14 protein-coding genes are annotated in these 17,440 nt (G+C 68.8%); 2 read left to right on the plus strand and 12 right to left on the minus strand.

From position 1 onward, the window contains the following. Both ACWEQL_RS22400 and ACWEQL_RS22405 read left to right on the plus strand, forming a co-directional pair. Positions 1–1,150 (plus strand): peptidoglycan binding domain-containing protein (locus ACWEQL_RS22400; protein ID WP_452152055.1); only part of this gene is annotated, 1,150 nt, incomplete at its 5' end. A 227-nt stretch (positions 1,151–1,377) separates the two neighbouring features. Continuing rightward, positions 1,378–3,090, plus strand: a complete 1,713-nt coding sequence (locus ACWEQL_RS22405) for an ABC transporter family substrate-binding protein (RefSeq protein WP_452152056.1) — start codon at positions 1,378–1,380, stop codon at positions 3,088–3,090. 62 nt (positions 3,091–3,152) lie between these two features. On the opposite strand, the gene ACWEQL_RS22410 is transcribed toward ACWEQL_RS22405, so the two are convergent. From ACWEQL_RS22410 to ACWEQL_RS22465, 12 genes are all read right to left on the minus strand, one after another. Then, entirely contained in the window at positions 3,153–4,172 is a 1,020-nt protein-coding gene (locus ACWEQL_RS22410; RefSeq protein ID WP_452152057.1) for an ABC transporter ATP-binding protein, read from the minus strand. Next, positions 4,165–5,235, minus strand: a complete 1,071-nt coding sequence (locus ACWEQL_RS22415) for an ABC transporter ATP-binding protein (RefSeq protein WP_452152058.1) — start codon at positions 5,233–5,235, stop codon at positions 4,165–4,167. Before ACWEQL_RS22415 ends, ACWEQL_RS22410 begins: the two co-directional genes overlap by 8 nt. A gap of 13 nt (positions 5,236–5,248) precedes the next feature. Beyond that, positions 5,249–6,238: an ABC transporter permease gene (locus ACWEQL_RS22420; protein WP_452152059.1), complete on the minus strand. Its 990-nt coding sequence runs from the start codon at positions 6,236–6,238 to the stop codon at positions 5,249–5,251. Then, positions 6,231–7,175, minus strand: coding sequence for an ABC transporter permease (locus ACWEQL_RS22425; protein WP_452152060.1), 945 nt, complete (start codon positions 7,173–7,175; stop codon positions 6,231–6,233). Before ACWEQL_RS22425 ends, ACWEQL_RS22420 begins: the two co-directional genes overlap by 8 nt. Positions 7,176–7,268: 93 nt before the next feature. Then, positions 7,269–8,915, minus strand: coding sequence for a peptide ABC transporter substrate-binding protein (locus ACWEQL_RS22430; RefSeq protein ID WP_452152061.1), 1,647 nt, complete (start codon positions 8,913–8,915; stop codon positions 7,269–7,271). Between the two features lie 433 nt (positions 8,916–9,348). Next, the gene (locus tag ACWEQL_RS22435; protein WP_452152062.1) at positions 9,349–10,449 is read right to left on the minus strand and encodes an ABC transporter ATP-binding protein; all 1,101 of its coding nucleotides are present in this window, start codon (positions 10,447–10,449) and stop codon (positions 9,349–9,351) included. Beyond that, the gene (locus ACWEQL_RS22440; protein ID WP_452152063.1) at positions 10,442–11,491 is read right to left on the minus strand and encodes an ABC transporter ATP-binding protein; all 1,050 of its coding nucleotides are present in this window, start codon (positions 11,489–11,491) and stop codon (positions 10,442–10,444) included. Before ACWEQL_RS22440 ends, ACWEQL_RS22435 begins: the two co-directional genes overlap by 8 nt. Before the next feature lie 16 nt (positions 11,492–11,507). After that, positions 11,508–12,422 (minus strand): ABC transporter permease, encoded by a 915-nt coding sequence (locus ACWEQL_RS22445; protein ID WP_452152079.1) that lies wholly within the window; start codon positions 12,420–12,422, stop codon positions 11,508–11,510. 76 nt (positions 12,423–12,498) lie between these two features. Continuing rightward, the gene (locus tag ACWEQL_RS22450) at positions 12,499–13,425 is read right to left on the minus strand and encodes an ABC transporter permease (RefSeq protein WP_452152064.1); all 927 of its coding nucleotides are present in this window, start codon (positions 13,423–13,425) and stop codon (positions 12,499–12,501) included. Between the two features lie 111 nt (positions 13,426–13,536). After that, positions 13,537–15,162 carry a peptide ABC transporter substrate-binding protein gene (locus ACWEQL_RS22455; RefSeq protein WP_452152065.1) on the minus strand — a complete coding sequence of 542 codons (1,626 nt, stop codon included), beginning with the start codon at positions 15,160–15,162 and terminating at the stop codon, positions 13,537–13,539. Positions 15,163–15,355: 193 nt separating this feature from the next. Beyond that, entirely contained in the window at positions 15,356–16,384 is a 1,029-nt protein-coding gene (locus tag ACWEQL_RS22460) for an ABC transporter ATP-binding protein (RefSeq protein ID WP_452152066.1), read from the minus strand. Continuing rightward, positions 16,377–17,426, minus strand: a complete 1,050-nt coding sequence (locus ACWEQL_RS22465) for an ABC transporter ATP-binding protein (RefSeq protein ID WP_452152067.1) — start codon at positions 17,424–17,426, stop codon at positions 16,377–16,379. The genes ACWEQL_RS22460 and ACWEQL_RS22465 overlap by 8 nt, the downstream gene beginning before the upstream one ends. Between the last annotated feature and the right edge of the window lie 14 nt (positions 17,427–17,440).

Genomic DNA, 17,440 nt, shown 5'->3' on the forward strand with positions numbered 1-17,440 from the left:
CCCCGGCCTGTTCCCGGGCGCGCCCTGCGGGCAGGGCGGCTCCCCCTCCCTGCCCGCCGAGTGGCTGGACGGGGCCGCCACCGGTCCCGGGGCCACCCCGGCCGCCGCCGTGCCGCCGCCCGGCCCGAAGCCCGCAGCCGAGCGTCCGGCCGCGCCGAAGCCGGCCCCGGCCGCCCCCGCCAAGCGCGGCGGCGGCAAGAAGATCGTCAAGCTCGCCGTGTACGGCGTGGGCGGGGTGCTGTTCATCGGCGCCGCCGCGTACGGCACCGGGCTGATGATGAACCAGTCGGACGTGCCCAAGGGCACCGTGGTGCTCGGCACCGACATCGGTGGCAGCGGCCGGGACCAGGCCATCCACCAGCTGGAGGAGACCGTCGGCAAGGCCGGTCAGCAGCCCCTCAAGCTGAAGATCGGCGACCAGGTCCTGGACCTCGACACCACCGCCGCCGGGCTGAGCTTCGACACCACGGCCACCGTGGACAAGCTCGCCCAGCACAGCTACGACCCGGTCGAGGTCATCGGCTCGCTCAAGGGCGGCGAGAAGGCCGTCGCGCCGGAGGTCAGGGTCGACCGGGCCAAGCTCCAGGCCGCCCTGGAGGCGCTGGCCTCCGGCTCCGGCCAGTCCGTCCAGGAGGGCTACGTCAAGTTCAACGAGGCCGGCGAGGCCGTCGTGGTCCCGGGCAAGGCCGGTCAGGCGGTGGACGCCGCCGCGGCCGTCGCGGCGGTCGAGCGGGCCTACCTGGACCGCGCCGCGGGCAAGCCCGAGCAGCCGATCGCGCTGGCGGTCACCGCCGCCCAGCCGAAGATCTCCACCCAGGCGCTCCAGGGCGCGGCGGACACCCTCGGCAAGGCCGCGATGAGCGGCAACGTGCACGTCCAGGCCGGCGGTAAGACCTGGGACTTCGGCAAGCTGACCGCCGCCAAGGCGCTCACCCTGGCCCCCGACGCCAACGGCAAGATCGTGCCCAAGTGGGACGTCGACCAGCTGAACGGCGCCCTCAAGGGCATCTTCGACAAGGTCAAGGCCCGCAAGGGCGGCGCGGGCGGCCCGCTGGCCCCGATCACCGCCCAGGACGTCGCGGACGCCATCACCCCGCTGCTGGAGAAGTCCGGCGACAAGGAGCGGACCCACAAGTTCGTCACCACCTGACGCACCACCGACGAGGGGCGGGCCCGGCCACCGGGCCCGCCCTTCGTCGTTCCGGGTCGGCCCCTCGTCGCTGCCGGGCCGGCCCCGCACACCCGGCGAAGCACCCCATCACCACCGAAACCCCGTGGCGTTATCAAGATTTGATCGAGAATTGTTCGACAACCACTCCCCTTGATCAGGAAGATGTGGCACCGTACCCCGCTCCGGTCCGCACGAGGAGAAGCGCCTTGGGCCGTTCCACGCCCCACCGGTCGGCCCGGCTCACCGCCGCCGCCCTGACCGCCGTCCTCGTCCTGGCCGGCTGCGCCCCCGACGAGCCCTCCGACGCCTCGGCCGACGTGCCGACCATGGCGTCGAGCCCCAAGCTCACCGCGATGGACATCAACCCGCACCCGCGCACCGACCTGCGCCAGGGCGGCACCCTGCACTTCGCGGTCGCCCAGTACTCCACCCAGTGGTCGCCGATCCACACCGACGGCAGCGAGGCCTCGACCATCAGCGTCACCAAGCCGCTGCTGCCGACCTTCTTCCGCTCCGACGCGGCCGGCACCCAGACCGTCAACCCGGCCTACCTGGTGAGCGCCGAGTCCGGCCTCAGGGATGGCCGCCAGACCGTCACCTGGACGCTCAACCCCAAGGCCAAGTGGTCCGACGGCACCCCCATCACCTGGCGCGACATCGAGGCCAACTGGCGTGCCCTGAACGGCCGGGACCCGGCGTTCAAGTCCTCCAGCAGCACCGGCTTCGAGCTGGTCTCCGCGGTCGAGCGCGGCAAGGACGACCACCAGGCCGTGATGGTCTTCGAGCGGCCGTTCTCCGAGTGGCAGTCGATGTTCAACGGCGCCGCCAACGGCCCGCTGCTGCCGGCGAGCAGGCTCACCGGCGCCGAGCTCTTCAACACCGCCTACCTGGACGCCATCCCGGTCACCTCGGGCCCGTTCAAGGTCGAGCGGATGGACCGCGCGGCGCAGACCGTCACCCTGGTCGCCGACCCCCAGTGGTGGGGCGACAAGCCGATGCTCGACCGGATCGTCTTCCACGCCATGGTCCCCAACACCATGGCCGCCGCCTTCGCCAAGGGCGACATCGACATCTTCAACAACGGCCCCGACGTGGCCGGTTACCAGACCATCAAGAGCACCAAGGGCGCCGCCGTCCGCCGCGCCGGCGGCCCGGACTTCCGCCAGTTCACCCTGAACAGCAAGAGCGCGGTGCTCACCGACCCCACGGTCCGCCAGGCCGTGTTCCAGGCCATCAACCGGGACGCGATCACCCGCTCCGACCTCAGCGGGCTGGACTGGCCCACGGTGACCCTCAACAACCACCTGCTGGTGGCCAACCAGAACGGCTACCGGGACAACTCCCTCGGCCTGAGCCGCTACGACCCCGAGGAGGCCCGCCGCAAGCTGGACGCGGCCGGCTGGAAGCTCACCGGCGAGGTCCGCCGCAAGGACGGCAGGGACCTCTCGCTGCGCATGGTCATCCCGGCCGGCGTCACCCAGGCGCAGAACGAGGCCGCGGTCGCCACCCAGATGCTCAAGGAGGTCGGGATCAAGGTCGTCACGGAGACCGCGGCCCCCAACGAGTTCTTCGACAAGTACATCAACCGGCGCGACTTCGACATCACCGCGTACTCGCTGATGGGCACGCCGTTCCCGGCCTCCGGCAACCGCGCCAACTTCGTCACCTCCGGCGGCACCAACCACTCCCAGGCCGGCAGCCCGGCCGCCGACGCCGCCCTCGACCGGGCCGCCGGCGCGGGCGACGCGGCCACCACCTTCGAGGCCATCAACCAGGCCGACGGGGAGCTGTGGAAGGTCGCCGGGATGCTGCCGCTCTACCAGCGCCCCCAGCTGTACGGGGCCAAGGCCGACCTCGCCAACATCGGCGCCCAGGGCCTGTCCGACATCGTCTGGGAGAACGTCGGCTTCCAGAAGTGAGACGGGCCGGGCCCCCGGGGGAGGCGTCCCCGGGGGCCCGGCCGTACGGCTCGCCGGAGGTGTCACCCGGCGCCGATCACGTCCCGCACCTCGGCGAAGTGGCAGGCCGACTCGTGCGCGGCCGCGCCCTTCAGCACCGCCGGCACCGCCAGCGCCGGCACCTCCGTGGAGCAGCGCTCCTCGGCCTTCCAGCAGCGGGTGCGGAACCGGCAGCCGGACGGCGGGTTGGCCGGCGAGGGCAGGTCGCCGCTGAGCAGGATGCGCTCGCGCTGCTCCCGTCCGGTCGGGTCGGGCACGGGCACCGCGGAGAGCAGCGCCTGGGTGTACGGGTGGGTCGGGAAGGAGTAGATCTGGTCCTCCGTCCCGATCTCGACCAGCTTCCCGAGGTACATCACGCCGACCCGGTCGGAGATGTGGCGCACGATCGAGAGGTCGTGGGCGATGAACATGTAGGAGAGCTCGAACTCGCTCTGCAGCTGCTCCAGCAGGTTGATCACCTGCGCCTGCACCGAGACGTCCAGCGCCGACACCGGCTCGTCGCAGATGATCACCTCGGGCTTGAGCGCCAGGCCCCGGGCGATGCCGATGCGCTGGCGCTGGCCGCCGGAGAACTGGTGCGGGTACCGGTTGATGTACTCCGGGTTCAGCCCGACCACGTCCAGCAGGTCCTGGACGGCCTTGCGGCGGTCGCCCTTGGGCGCCACCTCGGGGTGGATCTCGAACGGCTCCCCGATGATGTCACCGACCGTCATCCGCGGGTTGAGCGAGGTGTACGGGTCCTGGAACACCATCTGGATGTTGCGGCGCACCGCCTTCAGCCCCGCCCCGGAGAGCCGGGTGATGTCCTCGCCCTTGAAGAGCACCTGGCCCGCGGTCGCCCGCTCCAGGTTCATCAGCACCTTGGCCAGCGTGGACTTCCCGCAGCCGGACTCGCCGACGATGCCGAGGGTCTCCCCCTTCAGCAGCCCGAAGGAGACCCCGTCCACCGCCTTCACCGCGCCGACCTGCTTCTTCAGGAGGATGCCCTGGGTCAGCGGGTAGTGCTTGACCAGGTCCTTGACCTCCAGGATCGGCTCAGCCATGGAGGGTCTCCTTCCAGAAGTGGCAGGCGCTGCGGCGGCCCGGCAGGTCGGCCCCCTCGGTGTCCAGCACCGGTACCAGCTGGGGCAGTTCGCTGAAGCAGCGGTCCTCCGCCCGGTCGCAGCGCGGGTTGAACGCGCAGCCCGCCGGGATCTTGAGCAGGCTCGGCGGCAGGCCCTGGATCGCGTAGAGGTTCTGCCCCTTCTGGTCCAGGCGCGGGATCGACCGCAGCAGGCCCCGGGTGTACGGGTGCGCCGGGCTGGCGTACAGCTCGTGCACCGGGGCGGTCTCCACGATCCGTCCCGCGTACATCACGGCGATCTTGTCCGCGACGTCGGCGACCACGCCGAGGTCGTGGGTGATCAGGATCAGACCCATGTTGAACTCGGCCTGGAGCTCCGCCAGCAGGTCCATCACCTGGGCCTGGACGGTGACGTCCAGCGCGGTGGTGGGCTCGTCCGCGATGATCAGGTCCGGCTCCAGGGCCAGCGCCATGGCGATCATGATGCGCTGGCGCATACCGCCCGAGAACTGGTGCGGGTAGTCGCCCACCCGCTGCCGGGCGGCGGGGATGCGCACCCGCTCCATCAGCTCGACGGCCTTCTCCTTCGCCTCCTTGCGGGAGGCGCCCTGGTGCACCCGGAACATCTCGCCGAGCTGGTAGCCCACGCTCAGCACCGGGTTGAGGGAGGACAGCGCGTCCTGGAAGATCATCGCGATCTTCCGGCCGCGGACCGCCCGGCGGGCCTTGGGGCTCATGGTGAGGAGGTCCTCGCCGCGGAACCGGATGGCACCCGCGGTGATCTTCCCCGGCGGCATGTCCAGGATGCCCATGATCGCCTGCGCGGTCACCGACTTGCCCGAGCCGGACTCGCCCAGCACCGCCAGGGTCTCCCCGGCCGACACGGAGTAGCTGACCCCGTTGACGGCCTTGGCGACCCCGTCGCGGGTGTGGAACTCGATGTGGAGGTCGTCGACCTCCAGCAGCGGGGTCCCGGCGGCCAGGCTCTCGCGGCCCGCGGTCACCGTCACCTGCTGCTTCACGAGCTTCGACGCTTCTGTCATCGTCCCCGCCTCCTCAGCGCAGCTTGGGGTCGAGGGCGTCGCGCACCGCGTCGCCGAGCATGATGAACGCCAGCACGGTGATGCTCAGCACGGCGGCCGGGAAGAGCAGGACGTGCGGGGCGTTCAGGAACCTGGACTGGGCGTCGGCGATCATCAGGCCCCAGGAGATCTCCGGCGACTGGATGCCGATGCCCAGGTAGGACAGCGCGGCCTCGGCCCCGATGTAGACGCCCAGGTTGATGGTCGACACCACGATGACCGGGGCCACCGCGTTCGGCAGGATGTGCCGGGTGACGATCCGCCCGGTGCCGGCGCCGAGCGCCCGCGCCGCGACCACGTAGTCGTTGTGCTTGTTGGAGAGCACCGCCGAGCGCATCAGCCGGTAGATCTGCGGCCAGCCGAGGACGGCCATCACGGCGGAGACCGTCCAGGCGTTGCCCTTCTGCCAGGTCGACATGATCAGCATGCCGCCGAGCAGCAGCGGGATGGCGAAGAAGATCTCGGTGACCCGGGAGAGCAGGGAGTCCCAGATCCCGCCGATCCAGCCGGCCCACAGGCCCAGCGCGCCGCCGAGCGCGACCACCAGGGTGGTGGTGATGATGCCGACGATGATCGAGTTGCGGGCGCCCCACACCGTACGGGTGTAGATGTCGCAGCCCTGCACGTCGAAGCCGAACCAGTGCTCGGCGCTGGGCCGCTTCAGCGAGTCGGACAGGTTGCAGAAGCCCGCCGACAGCGGGTCCTGCTCGGTGAACAGTTGCGGGGCGACGGCGAGCGCCACCATGAACACCACCAGTGCCCCGCCGATCAGGAACAGCGGGTTGCGCCGCAGGTCGTACCAGGCGTCGGTCCAGAGACTGGCGACCCGTTCCTTGCCCGCCGGCTTGGCGGCGCCGGCCGCCCCGGCGCCCGGGGCGACGGTGGCGCCCTGCCCGGCGTCGGCCGGCCCGGCCGACTGGCCGGGGATCGAGACCTTCACGTTCTCGCTCTTCGGCTCACTCATAGCGGATCCTCGGGTCCAGGACGGCGTACAGCAGGTCGACCACCAGGTTGGCGAACAGGTACACCAGCACCAGGGCGCTCACGATGCCCACCACGATGGTGCGTTCCCGCAGGTAGACGGACTGGAAGAGCTGGTGTCCGACCCCGGGGATGTTGAAGATGCCCTCGGTGATGACCGCGCCGCCCATCAGGCCGCCCAGGTCCATGCCCAGGAAGGTGACGATCGGGATCAGCGCGTTGCGCAGCCCGTGCCGGACCACCACCCGCAGCGGGCTGAGCCCCTTGGCGACCGCGGTGCGGACGTAGTCGGCCCGCATGACCTCGATCAGGCTGGTCCGGGTGAGCCGGGCGACGTACGCCAGCGAGGTCGAGGCGAGCACGTACGCGGGCAACAGGTAGGACCGCAGGCCCGCCTCCTCGTTGAAGGAGACCGGGAAGAAGTCGATGCCGTAGTCGGTCTTGAGCTTCACGCCGAGGACCAGCTGGAGCACGAAGCCGATGACGAAGACCGGGATGGAGATGACCATCAGGGTCGAGATCAGCACGACGTTGTCGATGAAGCGGCCGCGGCGCAGGGCGGCGACGATGCCGGCGGTGATGCCGACGACCATCTCGATGGCCAGCGCGATCAGCGCCAGGTTGATGGTGTACGGGAACGCCGTCTTCATCACGTCGACCACCGCGTTGCCCCGGTAGTCCTCACCGAAGTCGCCGGTGAAGAGGGACGTGAGGTAGTTCCAGTACTGCAGGAAGAACGGGTCGTCCAGGTGGTAACGCTCCCTCAGGACCGCCACCACGGCGGGGTCCTGTCGCTTCTCACCGGCCAGTGCCGTAATGGGATCGCCAGGCAGCAGGAAGACCAGTGCGTAGATAAGGAATGTCGCGCCGAGGATCACAGGTATGGCCTGGATGATCCGGCGGACCACATAGCGGCCCATGTGGCCTCCTCGTGGTTCGGGGCACGCCGATGAGGGGCGGCGCGGGGGTTGCCCGCGCCGCCCGTCAGCGGGTGCCGGTCAGCGGGATGGGGGTCAGGCCAGCTCGACGTTGGCCAGGTCCATCTGCCCCTGGGCGTTGACGTTCACGTTCTTCACGGTCTTGGTGTAGGCCGAGGAGGACATGTAGGTGTACACGGGGATGTACGGCATGTCCTTGATCAGGATGTCGTCGGCCTGCTGGTACAGCTTCAGGCTCTCCTCGTCGGTCTTCGCCGAGTCGGCCTTGGCGAGCACGGTCTCGAACTCCTCGTTGACGTAGCCGCCGTAGTTGGAGCCGTTCTCGATGGCGACCTTGGAGAAGATCGGGCGCAGGTAGTTCTCGGCGGACGGGTAGTCCATCGACCAGGCCATGCGGAAGGCGCCGGAGTACTTCTTGTCGCCCAGCGCGGTGAGGATCGCGCCGAACTTCTCGAAGGGCTTGAAGGTGACCTCCAGGCCGAGGTTGGCCTTCAGTTGGTTGCCGACGGCCTCGATCCACTCCTTGTGGCCGCCGTCGGCGTTGTAGCCGATCTCGATCGTGTTGCCCGGCAGGCCGCCGGCCTGGGTGAAGAGCTCCTTGGCCTTCGCCGGGTTGTACTTCGCGGCGTCGCCGAGCGCGCCCTGGCGGTAGCCCGGGATGATCGGGTTGATGAAGTCGTCGGCCGGCTTGCGGGTGCCGGAGAAGATGGTCTTGGTGATCGCCTCGCGGTCGATCGCCATCGAGATCGCCTTGCGGATGTCCGCCTTCGCGAAAGCCGGGTTCGTGGCGATCGGGAATCCGAGGTAACCGACTCCGGATTCCGGCTTGTAGATGTACCGGTCACCGAACTCGCTGGCCACCGTCCCCATGGCCGAGATCGGCAGCTTGTCGGTGATCTGGATGGTGTCCGCGCGGAGATCGTTGTAGGCGGTCTCCAGCTTCTCGTAAATCTTGAAGGTGACGGAATCCAGCTTCGCCTTTCCGTCCGCCTCCGGGAAGTTCTCGTACCGCTTCACCTTGATCTGCTTGTTGTGCTCCCAGGCGCCGTCCATCTCGAACGGGCCGTTCCCGATCGGCTTCTCGCCGTAGGCCTTGGGGTCGGTGAAGAACGCCTGCGGCAGCGGGAAGAAGGCGTTGTACCCGAGCATGGTCTTGAACTGCGAGAACGGCGCCTTCAGGGTCACCGTGAAGGTCTTGTCGTCGACCACCTTGAGGCCCTTGAGCTCCTTGGTGGCCGGGGTCTTGCCCTTGCCCGGGGCCAGCTCCTCGGAGCCGAGGATCTTGTCGAAGAAGGGCATGGCCTCCTGCGCGTTGTCCTGGTTCGCCCCGTAGTTCCACGCGTCCACGAAGGACTTGGCGGTCACCTTCTCGCCGTTGTGGAAGGTGTAGCCGTCCTTGAGCTTGATCGTCCAGACGGTGGCGTCCGGGCTCTCGATGGACTCGGCGACCCGGAGCGTGGGCGCGTTGGTCTTGATGTCGTAGTCGATCAGGCCGGCGAAGATCGCGTTGAGGACCTCGGCGCCCTCGGACTCCGCGGTGTTCTGCGGCACCAGGCCGTGCTGCGGCTCACCGAGCTCGACACTGATCGAGCCACCCTTCTTGCCCGGCGCACCGCTGGTCTGACCGCTGCTCTTCTTGTCCCCACCGGTGCTGCAGGCGGTGATCGCGAGCGCCGTGCACGCCGCCAGCGCGGTCCAACGCATGGTCTTGGTGAGCCTCATTCAACTGCTCCTCGATTTAGGGGCTTACGAACGAACGGCGCCCCGCCACTCGGTGTGCCGGGCATGGCGAGGGTCGACATCTCAGGGCCGTACCGCACAGTTGGCGAGGTGACCACTGATACGCGCAGAGCAACTATCGATCACCCGACCCCTTCGGTGGAATCGCCGTCACATCTCTTTTCAATTACATGCTCAGACCAAGTCGTGACAATGCTCGGCAAATTCCGCCATATCGCGCCCGGAGGCATTCATTCCGTCTTCCGAATACCGAACAATAAACTCCGGTATTCGATGCTTTACGCAGCGTAATGATCAAAAGAAAATGGCCGACACGACGGTCGGCCGCACGTTTTCGCAGGTCGGTGGCGTAAAAGACGGGAGCGCGCCCTCCGGACGGAGGACGCGCTCTGGACGGCGGGCGGACGGCCCGGTGTCAACTCGATTCGGGCTCCCGCTCGGCCGCGAAGTGGCAGGCCGACTCGTGCCGGGCCGCCCCCTCCAGCCAGGACGGCGGCACCAGCGGCGGCACCTCCAGGGCGCACTTCTCCTGTGCCTTCCAGCACCGGGTGCGGAAGCGGCAGCCCGAGGGCGGGTTGGCCGGCGAGGGCACGTCCCCGGTGAGCACGATCCGGTCGCGCGACTCGCGCGCCACCGGGTCGGGCACCGGCACCGCGGAGAGCAGCGCCTGGGTGTACGGATGGGTGGCGTGGTCGTAGATCTCCGCGTCGGAGCCGATCTCCACCATCTTGCCGAGGTACATCACGCCGACGCGGTCCGAGATGTGACGCACGATCGAGAGGTCGTGGGCGATGAACATGTACGACAGGTTGAACTCGCCCTGGAGCTGCTCCAGCAGGTTGATCACCTGCGCCTGGACGGAGACGTCCAGGGCGGAGACCGGCTCGTCGCAGATGATCACTTCGGGCTTGAGCGCCAGGCCCCGGGCGATGCCGATGCGCTGGCGCTGGCCGCCGGAGAACTGGTGCGGGTACCGGTTGATGTACTCCGGGTTGAGCCCGACCACGTCCAGCAGGTCCTGGACGGCCTTGCGGCGGTCGCCCTTGGGCGCCACCTCGGGGTGGATCTCGAACGGCTCCCCGATGATGTCACCGACCGTCATCCGCGGGTTGAGCGAGGTGTACGGGTCCTGGAACACCATCTGGATGTTGCGGCGCACCGCCTTCAGCCCCGCCCCGGACAGCCGGGAGATCTCCTCGCCCTTGTACCGCACCGAGCCGCCGGTGGCCGGCTCCAGGTTCATCAGCACCTTGGCCAGCGTGGACTTCCCGCAGCCGGACTCGCCGACGATGCCGAGCGTCTCGCCCTGCATCAGGTCGAAGGAGACCCCGTCCACCGCCTTCACCGCGCCGACCTGCTTCTTGAACATCACGCCCTTGGTGAGCGGGAAGTGCTTGACCAGGTCCCGGACCTCCAGGATCGGCTCGCCGCGCGGCACCTCCTGGGCGAAGGCGACCTCCTCCGGCACGATCGCCCCGAGCGCGCTGGCTCCGTGCGCGCCGGCCCCGTCAGCCATGGAGGGTCTCCTTCCAGAAGAAGCAGGCGCTGCCCCGGCCCGGCAGCTCCGTGCCGTCGTCCTCGGTCACGTCGAACAGCGGCGGCACGTCGGTGCGGCAGATCGCCTGGGCCCGCGGGCAGCGCGGGTTGAAGGCGCAGCCGGCCGGGATCCGCAGCAGGTTGGGCGGCAGGCCCTTGATCGCGTACAGCTCCTGGCCCTTCTGGTCCAGGCGCGGGATGGAGTCGAGCAGGCCCCGGGTGTACGGGTGCGCGGGGCGGGCGTAGAGCTCGTGCACCGGGGCGGTCTCCACGATGCGGCCCGCGTACATCACGGCGATCTTGTCCGCGACGTCGGCGACCACGCCGAGGTCGTGGGTGATCAGGATCAGACCCATGTGGTACTCGGCCTGCAGCTCCGCCAGCAGGTCCATCACCTGGGCCTGGACGGTGACGTCCAAGGCGGTGGTGGGCTCGTCGGCGATGATCAGGTCGGGCTCCAGGGCCAGCGCCATGGCGATCATGATGCGCTGGCGCATGCCGCCGGAGAACTGGTGCGGGTAGTCGCCCACCCGCTGCTTGGCGGCGGGGATGCGCACCCGGTCCATCAGCTCGACGGCCTTCTCCTTGGCGTCCTTGCGGGAGGTGCCGTGGTGGGAGCGGAACATCTCGCCGAGCTGGAAGCCGACGGTGAGCACCGGGTTGAGCGATGAGAGCGCGTCCTGGAAGATCATCGCGATCTTCTGCCCGCGGATCTTCCGCCGCTCCTCCCGGCCCATCGTCAGCATGTCCCGGCCGCGGAAGACGATCTCGCCCTTGGGGATGCGGGCCGGCGGCATGTCCAGGATGCCCATGATCGCCTGCGCGGTCACCGACTTGCCCGAGCCGGACTCGCCCAGCACCGCGAGCGTCTCCCCCGCGCGGACGCTGTAGTTGACGCCGTTGACGGCCTTGGCCACTCCCTCGCGGGTCACGAACTCCACGTGCAGGTCCCGGACGTCGAGCAGGGGCCCCTGGTAGGGGGCCTCCCGCCCGGACGTGCCGCTCTCGACAGCTGTAGTCACGGATGCGTCCCCTCGGTCAACGCAGCTTCGGGTCGAGGGCGTCGCGCACCGCGTCGCCCATCATGATGAAGGCCAGCACGGTGATGGAGAGCGCGGCGGCCGGGAAGAACAGCACGAAGGGCGCCGTCCGGATGAACTTCTGGGCCGAGGCGATGTCGATGCCCCAGGAGATCGTCGGGTCCTGCAGACCGATGCCGAGGAAGCTCAGCGTGGCCTCGGTGGCGATGTACCCGCCGAGCGCGATGGTCGCGACCACGATCACCGGGGCCACCGCGTTCGGCAGGATGTGCCGGGACATCAGCCGCCCGGTGCCGGCGCCCAGGGCCCGGCCGGCCATCACGTAGTCGGCCTGCTTGACGGTCAGCACCGCGCCGCGCATGACGCGCGCGATCTGCGTCCAGCCGAGGAACGACAGCGCGATGACCACGCTCCACACCGTGCGGCTGGAGAAGGCGTTCAGCAGCACCAGCGCGCCGAGCAGCAGCGGGATGCCGAAGAAGATGTCGGTGATCCGGGAGAGCACCGCGTCGGTGGCGCCGCCGAAGTAGCCGGCGAACATGCCGCAGAGCCCGCCGAGCAGGGTGACCGTCGCCGTGACGCAGAGGCCGACGGTGATCGAGGCACGGGCGCCGTAGATCACCCGGGCGTAGATGGAGCGGCCCTGGCCGTCGTAGCCGAACCAGCCGGCGCCGAAGAAGTCCGTCCAGTCCGGGCGCTTGAGGAAGTCATTGACCAGGTCGGCCTTGCGCGGGTCGGCGTCGGTGAACGCCCAGGGGAAGATCGCCATCAGGATCAGCAGGATGATCATCACCGTCGAGAGCAGGAAGATCGGCCGGCGCCGAAGGTCCCGCCAGGCATCGCCCCAGAGGCTGCGGGCCGCCTCCCGCTTGGTGACGTCCGCCTCCACCAGGGTTTCCTGCTCGACCGCCATGCCCTGTTCGCCCGCGTAGTCCAGGTGGTCCACGCTGGGCTTGGGGTGCGGCTCGTACGACTCCTCGTCGTGCAGGTCAGGCATAGCGGATCCTCGGGTCCAGGACCGCGTAGAGCAGGTCGACGATCAGGGACGCCACCAGGTAGACGATCACCAGGACGGTCACGATGCCGACCACGGTGGGCCCCTCCTTCTGGTTGATCGCCCGGTACAGCACGTTGCCGATGCCCTGGACGTTGAAGATGCCCTCGGTCACGATCGCGCCGCCCATCAGCGCGCCCAGGTCGGTGCCCAGGAACGTCACCACCGGGATCAGCGAGTTGCGCAGCAGGTGGCGGGAGATGACGGTCCGCCGGGGCAGCCCCTTGGCGACCGCGGTCCGCATGTAGTCGGCCCGCTTGTTCTCCCCGATGGACGTGCGGGTGAGGCGGGCGACGTACGCCAGGGACAGCGAGCCGAGCACGACGGCCGGGAGGATCAGTTGTGAGATGTCGGTGGAGTCCTGCACCGTCGGTGTGACCCAGCCCAGATTGGTCGCGAAGATCGTCTGTGCGATGTAGGCGAGGACGAACACCGGGATCGAGATGACCAGCAGGGTCAGGATCAGCACCACGGTGTCCTCGATGCTCCCGCGCCGCAGGCCGGAGGTCACGCCGAAGAGCAGGCCGAAGATCAGCTCGAAACCGAAGGCCAGCAGCGCCAGCCGGATGGTGACCGGGAAGGCGTCCGCCATGATGTCGGTGACCGAGCGGCCGGTGAAGCTGGTCCCGAAGTCCCCCTGGAAGAGGTTCCCCATGTAGTGCAGGTACTGCTTCCAGAGCGGCTGGTCGAGGTAGTACTTGTGCTTGAGGCTGGCGACCACCGCAGGGTCGGCGGCCTTGTCGCCGAACAGCGCCGAGACGGGGTCGCCCGGCAGCGAGTAGACCATCAGGAAGATCAGAAACGTGGTGCCGAAGAACACCGGGATCATCTGCAGCACCCGCCGCAGCACGTAGCTGCCCATTCGCGCCTCCTTTCCGCGTAACCGGTGCGGCCGGCTTCCGGTGCGGCCGCTGGACCGAGTGGCCGGGCCCCGCCCTCCGTGCGGGGAGGGCGGGGCCGGTCACCGGGGAGGTCAGCCCTTGACCTCGACCTGCGTCCAGGCGGGGTTGCCGAAGGAGTCGAACGTCACGTTCTGGACGTTCGTGGAGTAGCCCGAGTTGGTGCGGTAGTACCAGAGCGGGATCGTCGGCATGTCGCCCTGCAGCACCGCCTCGGCCTGCTGGTAGCCGGTCACCGTGTCGTTCAGGCTGGCCGCCTGGTCGGCCTGGGTGGACAGCTGGTCGAACTGCGGGCTGCTGTAGCCGGTGTCGTTGGAGGCCGCGCCGGTGCGGTACACGTCGGCGAGGAAGTTGGCGTTCAGCGGGTAGTCCTGCACCCAGCCGGTGCGGAACATGCCGTTGATCTGGTGCCCGGTGATCGCCTCCCGGGCGGTCTTGAAGTCGGGCTTCGGGTCGCCCGCGCACTCCACGCCGGTGTTCTGCCGGATGCTGTTGCAGACCGCGTCGACCCACTCCTTGTGGCCGCCGTCCGCGTTGTACGTGATGGTCAGCTTGTTGCCGGGCACCCCTCCGCCCTCGGTGATCAGCTGCTGGGCCTTCTCCTTGTTGAAGGTGCAGAACTCGCCGCAGGTGCCCTGCTTGTAGCCCTCGACGCCCTCCGCCACCCAGGCGCTGGCGGGCTGGCGCGAACCCTGGAGCACCGTCTTGGTGATGGTGTCGCGGTCGATCGCCATCGACAGGCCCTGGCGCACCTTGGCCTTCTGCGGCCCGGCCCAGTCCGCCTGGTACAGCGTGAAGCCGATGTTCTGGATGGCGCCCTGCGGGGCGTCGATCGCCCGGTCCCCGAGGTCCTGCTTGTACGTCGCCAGCGCGGACGGCGGCACCTGGTCGATCACGTCCAGGTTGTTGGACTGCAGGTCCGCGTACGCCGCCTCGGCGGTGGTGTACATCTTGAAGACGATGCCGCCGTTCTTCGGCTTGTCGACGCCCTGGTAGTTCGGGTAGGACTTGGTCACCACCTGCTGGTTGTGGTCCCAACTCACGAACTGGTAGGGGCCGTTGCCCACCGGCTTCTGGCCGTACCCGGCCGGGTCGGAGAAGAAGGCGTCCGGCAGCGGGGAGAAGGCGATGTAGCCGAGCTTGTACTCGAAGTACGAGACCTTGTGGTTCAGCTTGATGGTGAAGTGCGTGTCGTCGACCACGGTGAGGCCGGACATCTTGGTGGTGGCCGGCTGGCCGCTCTCCGGGTGGACGTCCGCGTAGCCCTCGATGTCGGAGAACCAGCTGCTGTTGATCTGGTTGTTGCTGGCGGTCGCGGCCCAGTTCCAGGCGTCGACGAAGTTGCTCGCCTTCACCGGGGTGCCGTCGTGGAAGGTCCAGCCCGACTTCAGCGTGACGTTGAAGGTCTGCGAGTCGGAGGTGTCGATCGACTCGGCCACCTGGTTGCGCAGGGTGGCGTTGCTCGGGTCGTAGTCCACCAGCCCCTTGAAGAGGTTCTGGATGATCCGGCCGCCGCCCGTCTCGTTGGCGTTCGCCGGCTGGAGGGGGTTCTGCGGTTCGCTGCTCTGGTAGCTGAAGGTCTTGCCGGCGTCCGACGAGCCGCCGCTGCTACCTCCGCCGTCGTCGCCGCAGCCGCTGGCGACCAGGACCACGGAGGTTGCGGCGGCGAGGATCCAACGGGCGCGGTGGGCTGCGGGCATGGAGATCCCTCCTCAAGGTGTGTGTCGCATCACACCCCATGAGAAGCGCGGCCCGACGGCGGCGCGAGTCGGATACCCCCGGATGGGTGCCCGCCGGCGCCGCCGTTGACGTGCGCCCCGGCCCGGCCGGCCGGGAACGCCGGAAGGGCCCGCGGTCCGGAGACCGCGGGCCCTTCCGTGGGTGCCGAGGGGATCAGGCCGAGGCGTCGGCCGTCTCCTTCTCCCGGACGTCGGCGAAGTGGCAGGCCGACTGGTGCGCGGCCGGGCCCTTCAGCAGCGACGGCACCGCGAGCAGCGGCTGCTCGGTGGAGCAGCGCTCCTCCACCTTCCAGCAGCGGGTGCGGAAGCGGCAGCCGGACGGCGGGTTGGCCGGCGAGGGGATGTCACCGGTCAGGATGATCCGGTCACGGGTCTCGCGCGCCGACGGGTCCGGCACCGGCACCGCGGAGAGCAGCGCCTGGGTGTACGGGTGCGTGGCGTTGTCGTAGATCTCCTCATCGGTGCCGATCTCGACCATCTTGCCCAGGTACATCACGCCGACGCGGTCGGAGATGTGCCGGACGATGGAGAGGTCGTGCGCGATGAACATGTAGGAGAGCTCGAACTCGCTCTGCAGCTGCTCCAGCAGGTTGATCACCTGCGCCTGGACGGAGACGTCCAGGGCGGAGACCGGCTCGTCGCAGATGATGATCTCGGGCTTGAGCGCGAGACCGCGGGCGATGCCGATGCGCTGGCGCTGGCCGCCGGAGAACTGGTGCGGGTACCGGTTGATGTACTCCGGGTTCAGACCCACGACGTCCAGCAGGTCCTGGACGGCCTTGCGGCGGTCGCCCTTGGGCGCCACCTCGGGGTGGATCTCGAACGGCTCGCCGATGATGTCACCGACGGTCATGCGCGGGTTGAGCGAGGTGTACGGGTCCTGGAACACCATCTGGATGTTGCGGCGGACGGCCTTGAGGGCCGCGCCGGACAGCTTCGAGATGTCCTCGCCCTTGAAGAGCACCTGGCCGGAGGTGGCCCGCTCCAGGTTCATCAGCACCTTGGCCAGCGTGGACTTGCCACAGCCGGACTCGCCGACGATGCCGAGCGTCTCGCCCTTCATCAGGTCGAACGAGATGCCGTCGACCGCCTTGACCGCGCCGACCTGCTTCTTGAAGAGGATGCCCTGGGTCAGCGGGTAGTGCTTGACCAGGTCCTTGACCTCCAGGATGGGCTCAGCCATGGAGGGTCTCCTTCCAGAGGTGGCACGCGCTGCGGCGGCCGGTGAGCTCCTTGCCGTCCTTGTCGGTCACCTGGTGCAGCGTCGGGATCTCCGTGCGGCACAGGTCGGTGGCGACGTCACAGCGGGGGTTGAACGCGCAGCCGGCCGGGACCTTCAGCAGGTTCGGGGGCAGGCCCTTGATCGCGTACAGCTCCTGGCCCTTCTGGTCCAGGCGCGGGATGGAGCGGAGCAGGCCCTTGGTGTACGGGTGCGCCGGGTTGGAGTACAGCTCGTGCACCGGCGCGGTCTCGACGATACGGCCGGCGTACATCACGGCGATCTTGTCCGCGACGTCGGCGACCACGCCGAGGTCGTGGGTGATCAGGATCAGACCCATGTTGTACTCGGCCTGGAGCTCCGCCAGCAGGTCCATCACCTGGGCCTGGACGGTGACGTCCAGGGCGGTGGTGGGCTCGTCGGCGATGATCAGGTCGGGCTCCATGGAGAGCGCCATGGCGATCATGATGCGCTGGCGCATACCGCCGGAGAACTGGTGCGGGTAGTCACCCACACGCTGCCGGGCGGCGGGGATACGCACCCGCTCCATCAGCTCGATGGCCTTCTCCCGGGCCTCCTTGCGGGAGGCGCCGCGGTGCACCCGGAACATCTCGCCGAGCTGCGCGCCGACGGTCATCACGGGGTTCAGCGAGGAGAGCGCGTCCTGGAAGATCATGGCGATCTTCTGGCCGCGGATCTGCCGGCGCTGTTCCTCCTTCATGGCGAGCATGTCCTCGCCGCGGAAGAGGATCTGGCCCTGGCTGATCTTGCCGGGGGGCATGTCGAGGATGCCCATGATGGTCTGGGCCGTCACCGACTTGCCGGAGCCGGACTCACCCAGCACCGCCAGGGTCTCACCGGCGGCAACCGAGTAGTTGACGCCGTTCACGGCCTTGGCCACGCCGTCCCGGGTGTGGAACTCCACGTGGAGGTCACGGACCTCCAGCAGCGGAGTGCCCACCTCGAGGCGGCTGCTCTTGCTGTTCTTCTCGATCACGGTGGTCATCGGGTCGTCACCTC

It is taken from the genome of Kitasatospora sp. NPDC004240, assembly GCF_053603215.1.

Coding starts and splice junctions, on each gene's coding strand:
- ACWEQL_RS22445 (WP_452152079.1), bottom strand. CDS start 12,422: ATGGCGGTCGAGCAGGAAACCCTGGTGGAGGCGGACGTCACCAAGCGG.
- ACWEQL_RS22460 (WP_452152066.1), bottom strand. CDS start 16,384: ATGGCTGAGCCCATCCTGGAGGTCAAGGACCTGGTCAAGCACTACCCG.
- ACWEQL_RS22450 (WP_452152064.1), bottom strand. CDS start 13,425: ATGGGCAGCTACGTGCTGCGGCGGGTGCTGCAGATGATCCCGGTGTTC.
- ACWEQL_RS22410 (WP_452152057.1), bottom strand. CDS start 4,172: ATGGCTGAGCCGATCCTGGAGGTCAAGGACCTGGTCAAGCACTACCCG.
- ACWEQL_RS22435 (WP_452152062.1), bottom strand. CDS start 10,449: ATGGCTGACGGGGCCGGCGCGCACGGAGCCAGCGCGCTCGGGGCGATC.
- ACWEQL_RS22455 (WP_452152065.1), bottom strand. CDS start 15,162: ATGCCCGCAGCCCACCGCGCCCGTTGGATCCTCGCCGCCGCAACCTCC.
- ACWEQL_RS22425 (WP_452152060.1), bottom strand. CDS start 7,175: ATGGGCCGCTATGTGGTCCGCCGGATCATCCAGGCCATACCTGTGATC.
- ACWEQL_RS22430 (WP_452152061.1), bottom strand. CDS start 8,915: ATGAGGCTCACCAAGACCATGCGTTGGACCGCGCTGGCGGCGTGCACG.
- ACWEQL_RS22465 (WP_452152067.1), bottom strand. CDS start 17,426: ATGACCACCGTGATCGAGAAGAACAGCAAGAGCAGCCGCCTCGAGGTG.
- ACWEQL_RS22420 (WP_452152059.1), bottom strand. CDS start 6,238: ATGAGTGAGCCGAAGAGCGAGAACGTGAAGGTCTCGATCCCCGGCCAG.
- ACWEQL_RS22415 (WP_452152058.1), bottom strand. CDS start 5,235: ATGACAGAAGCGTCGAAGCTCGTGAAGCAGCAGGTGACGGTGACCGCG.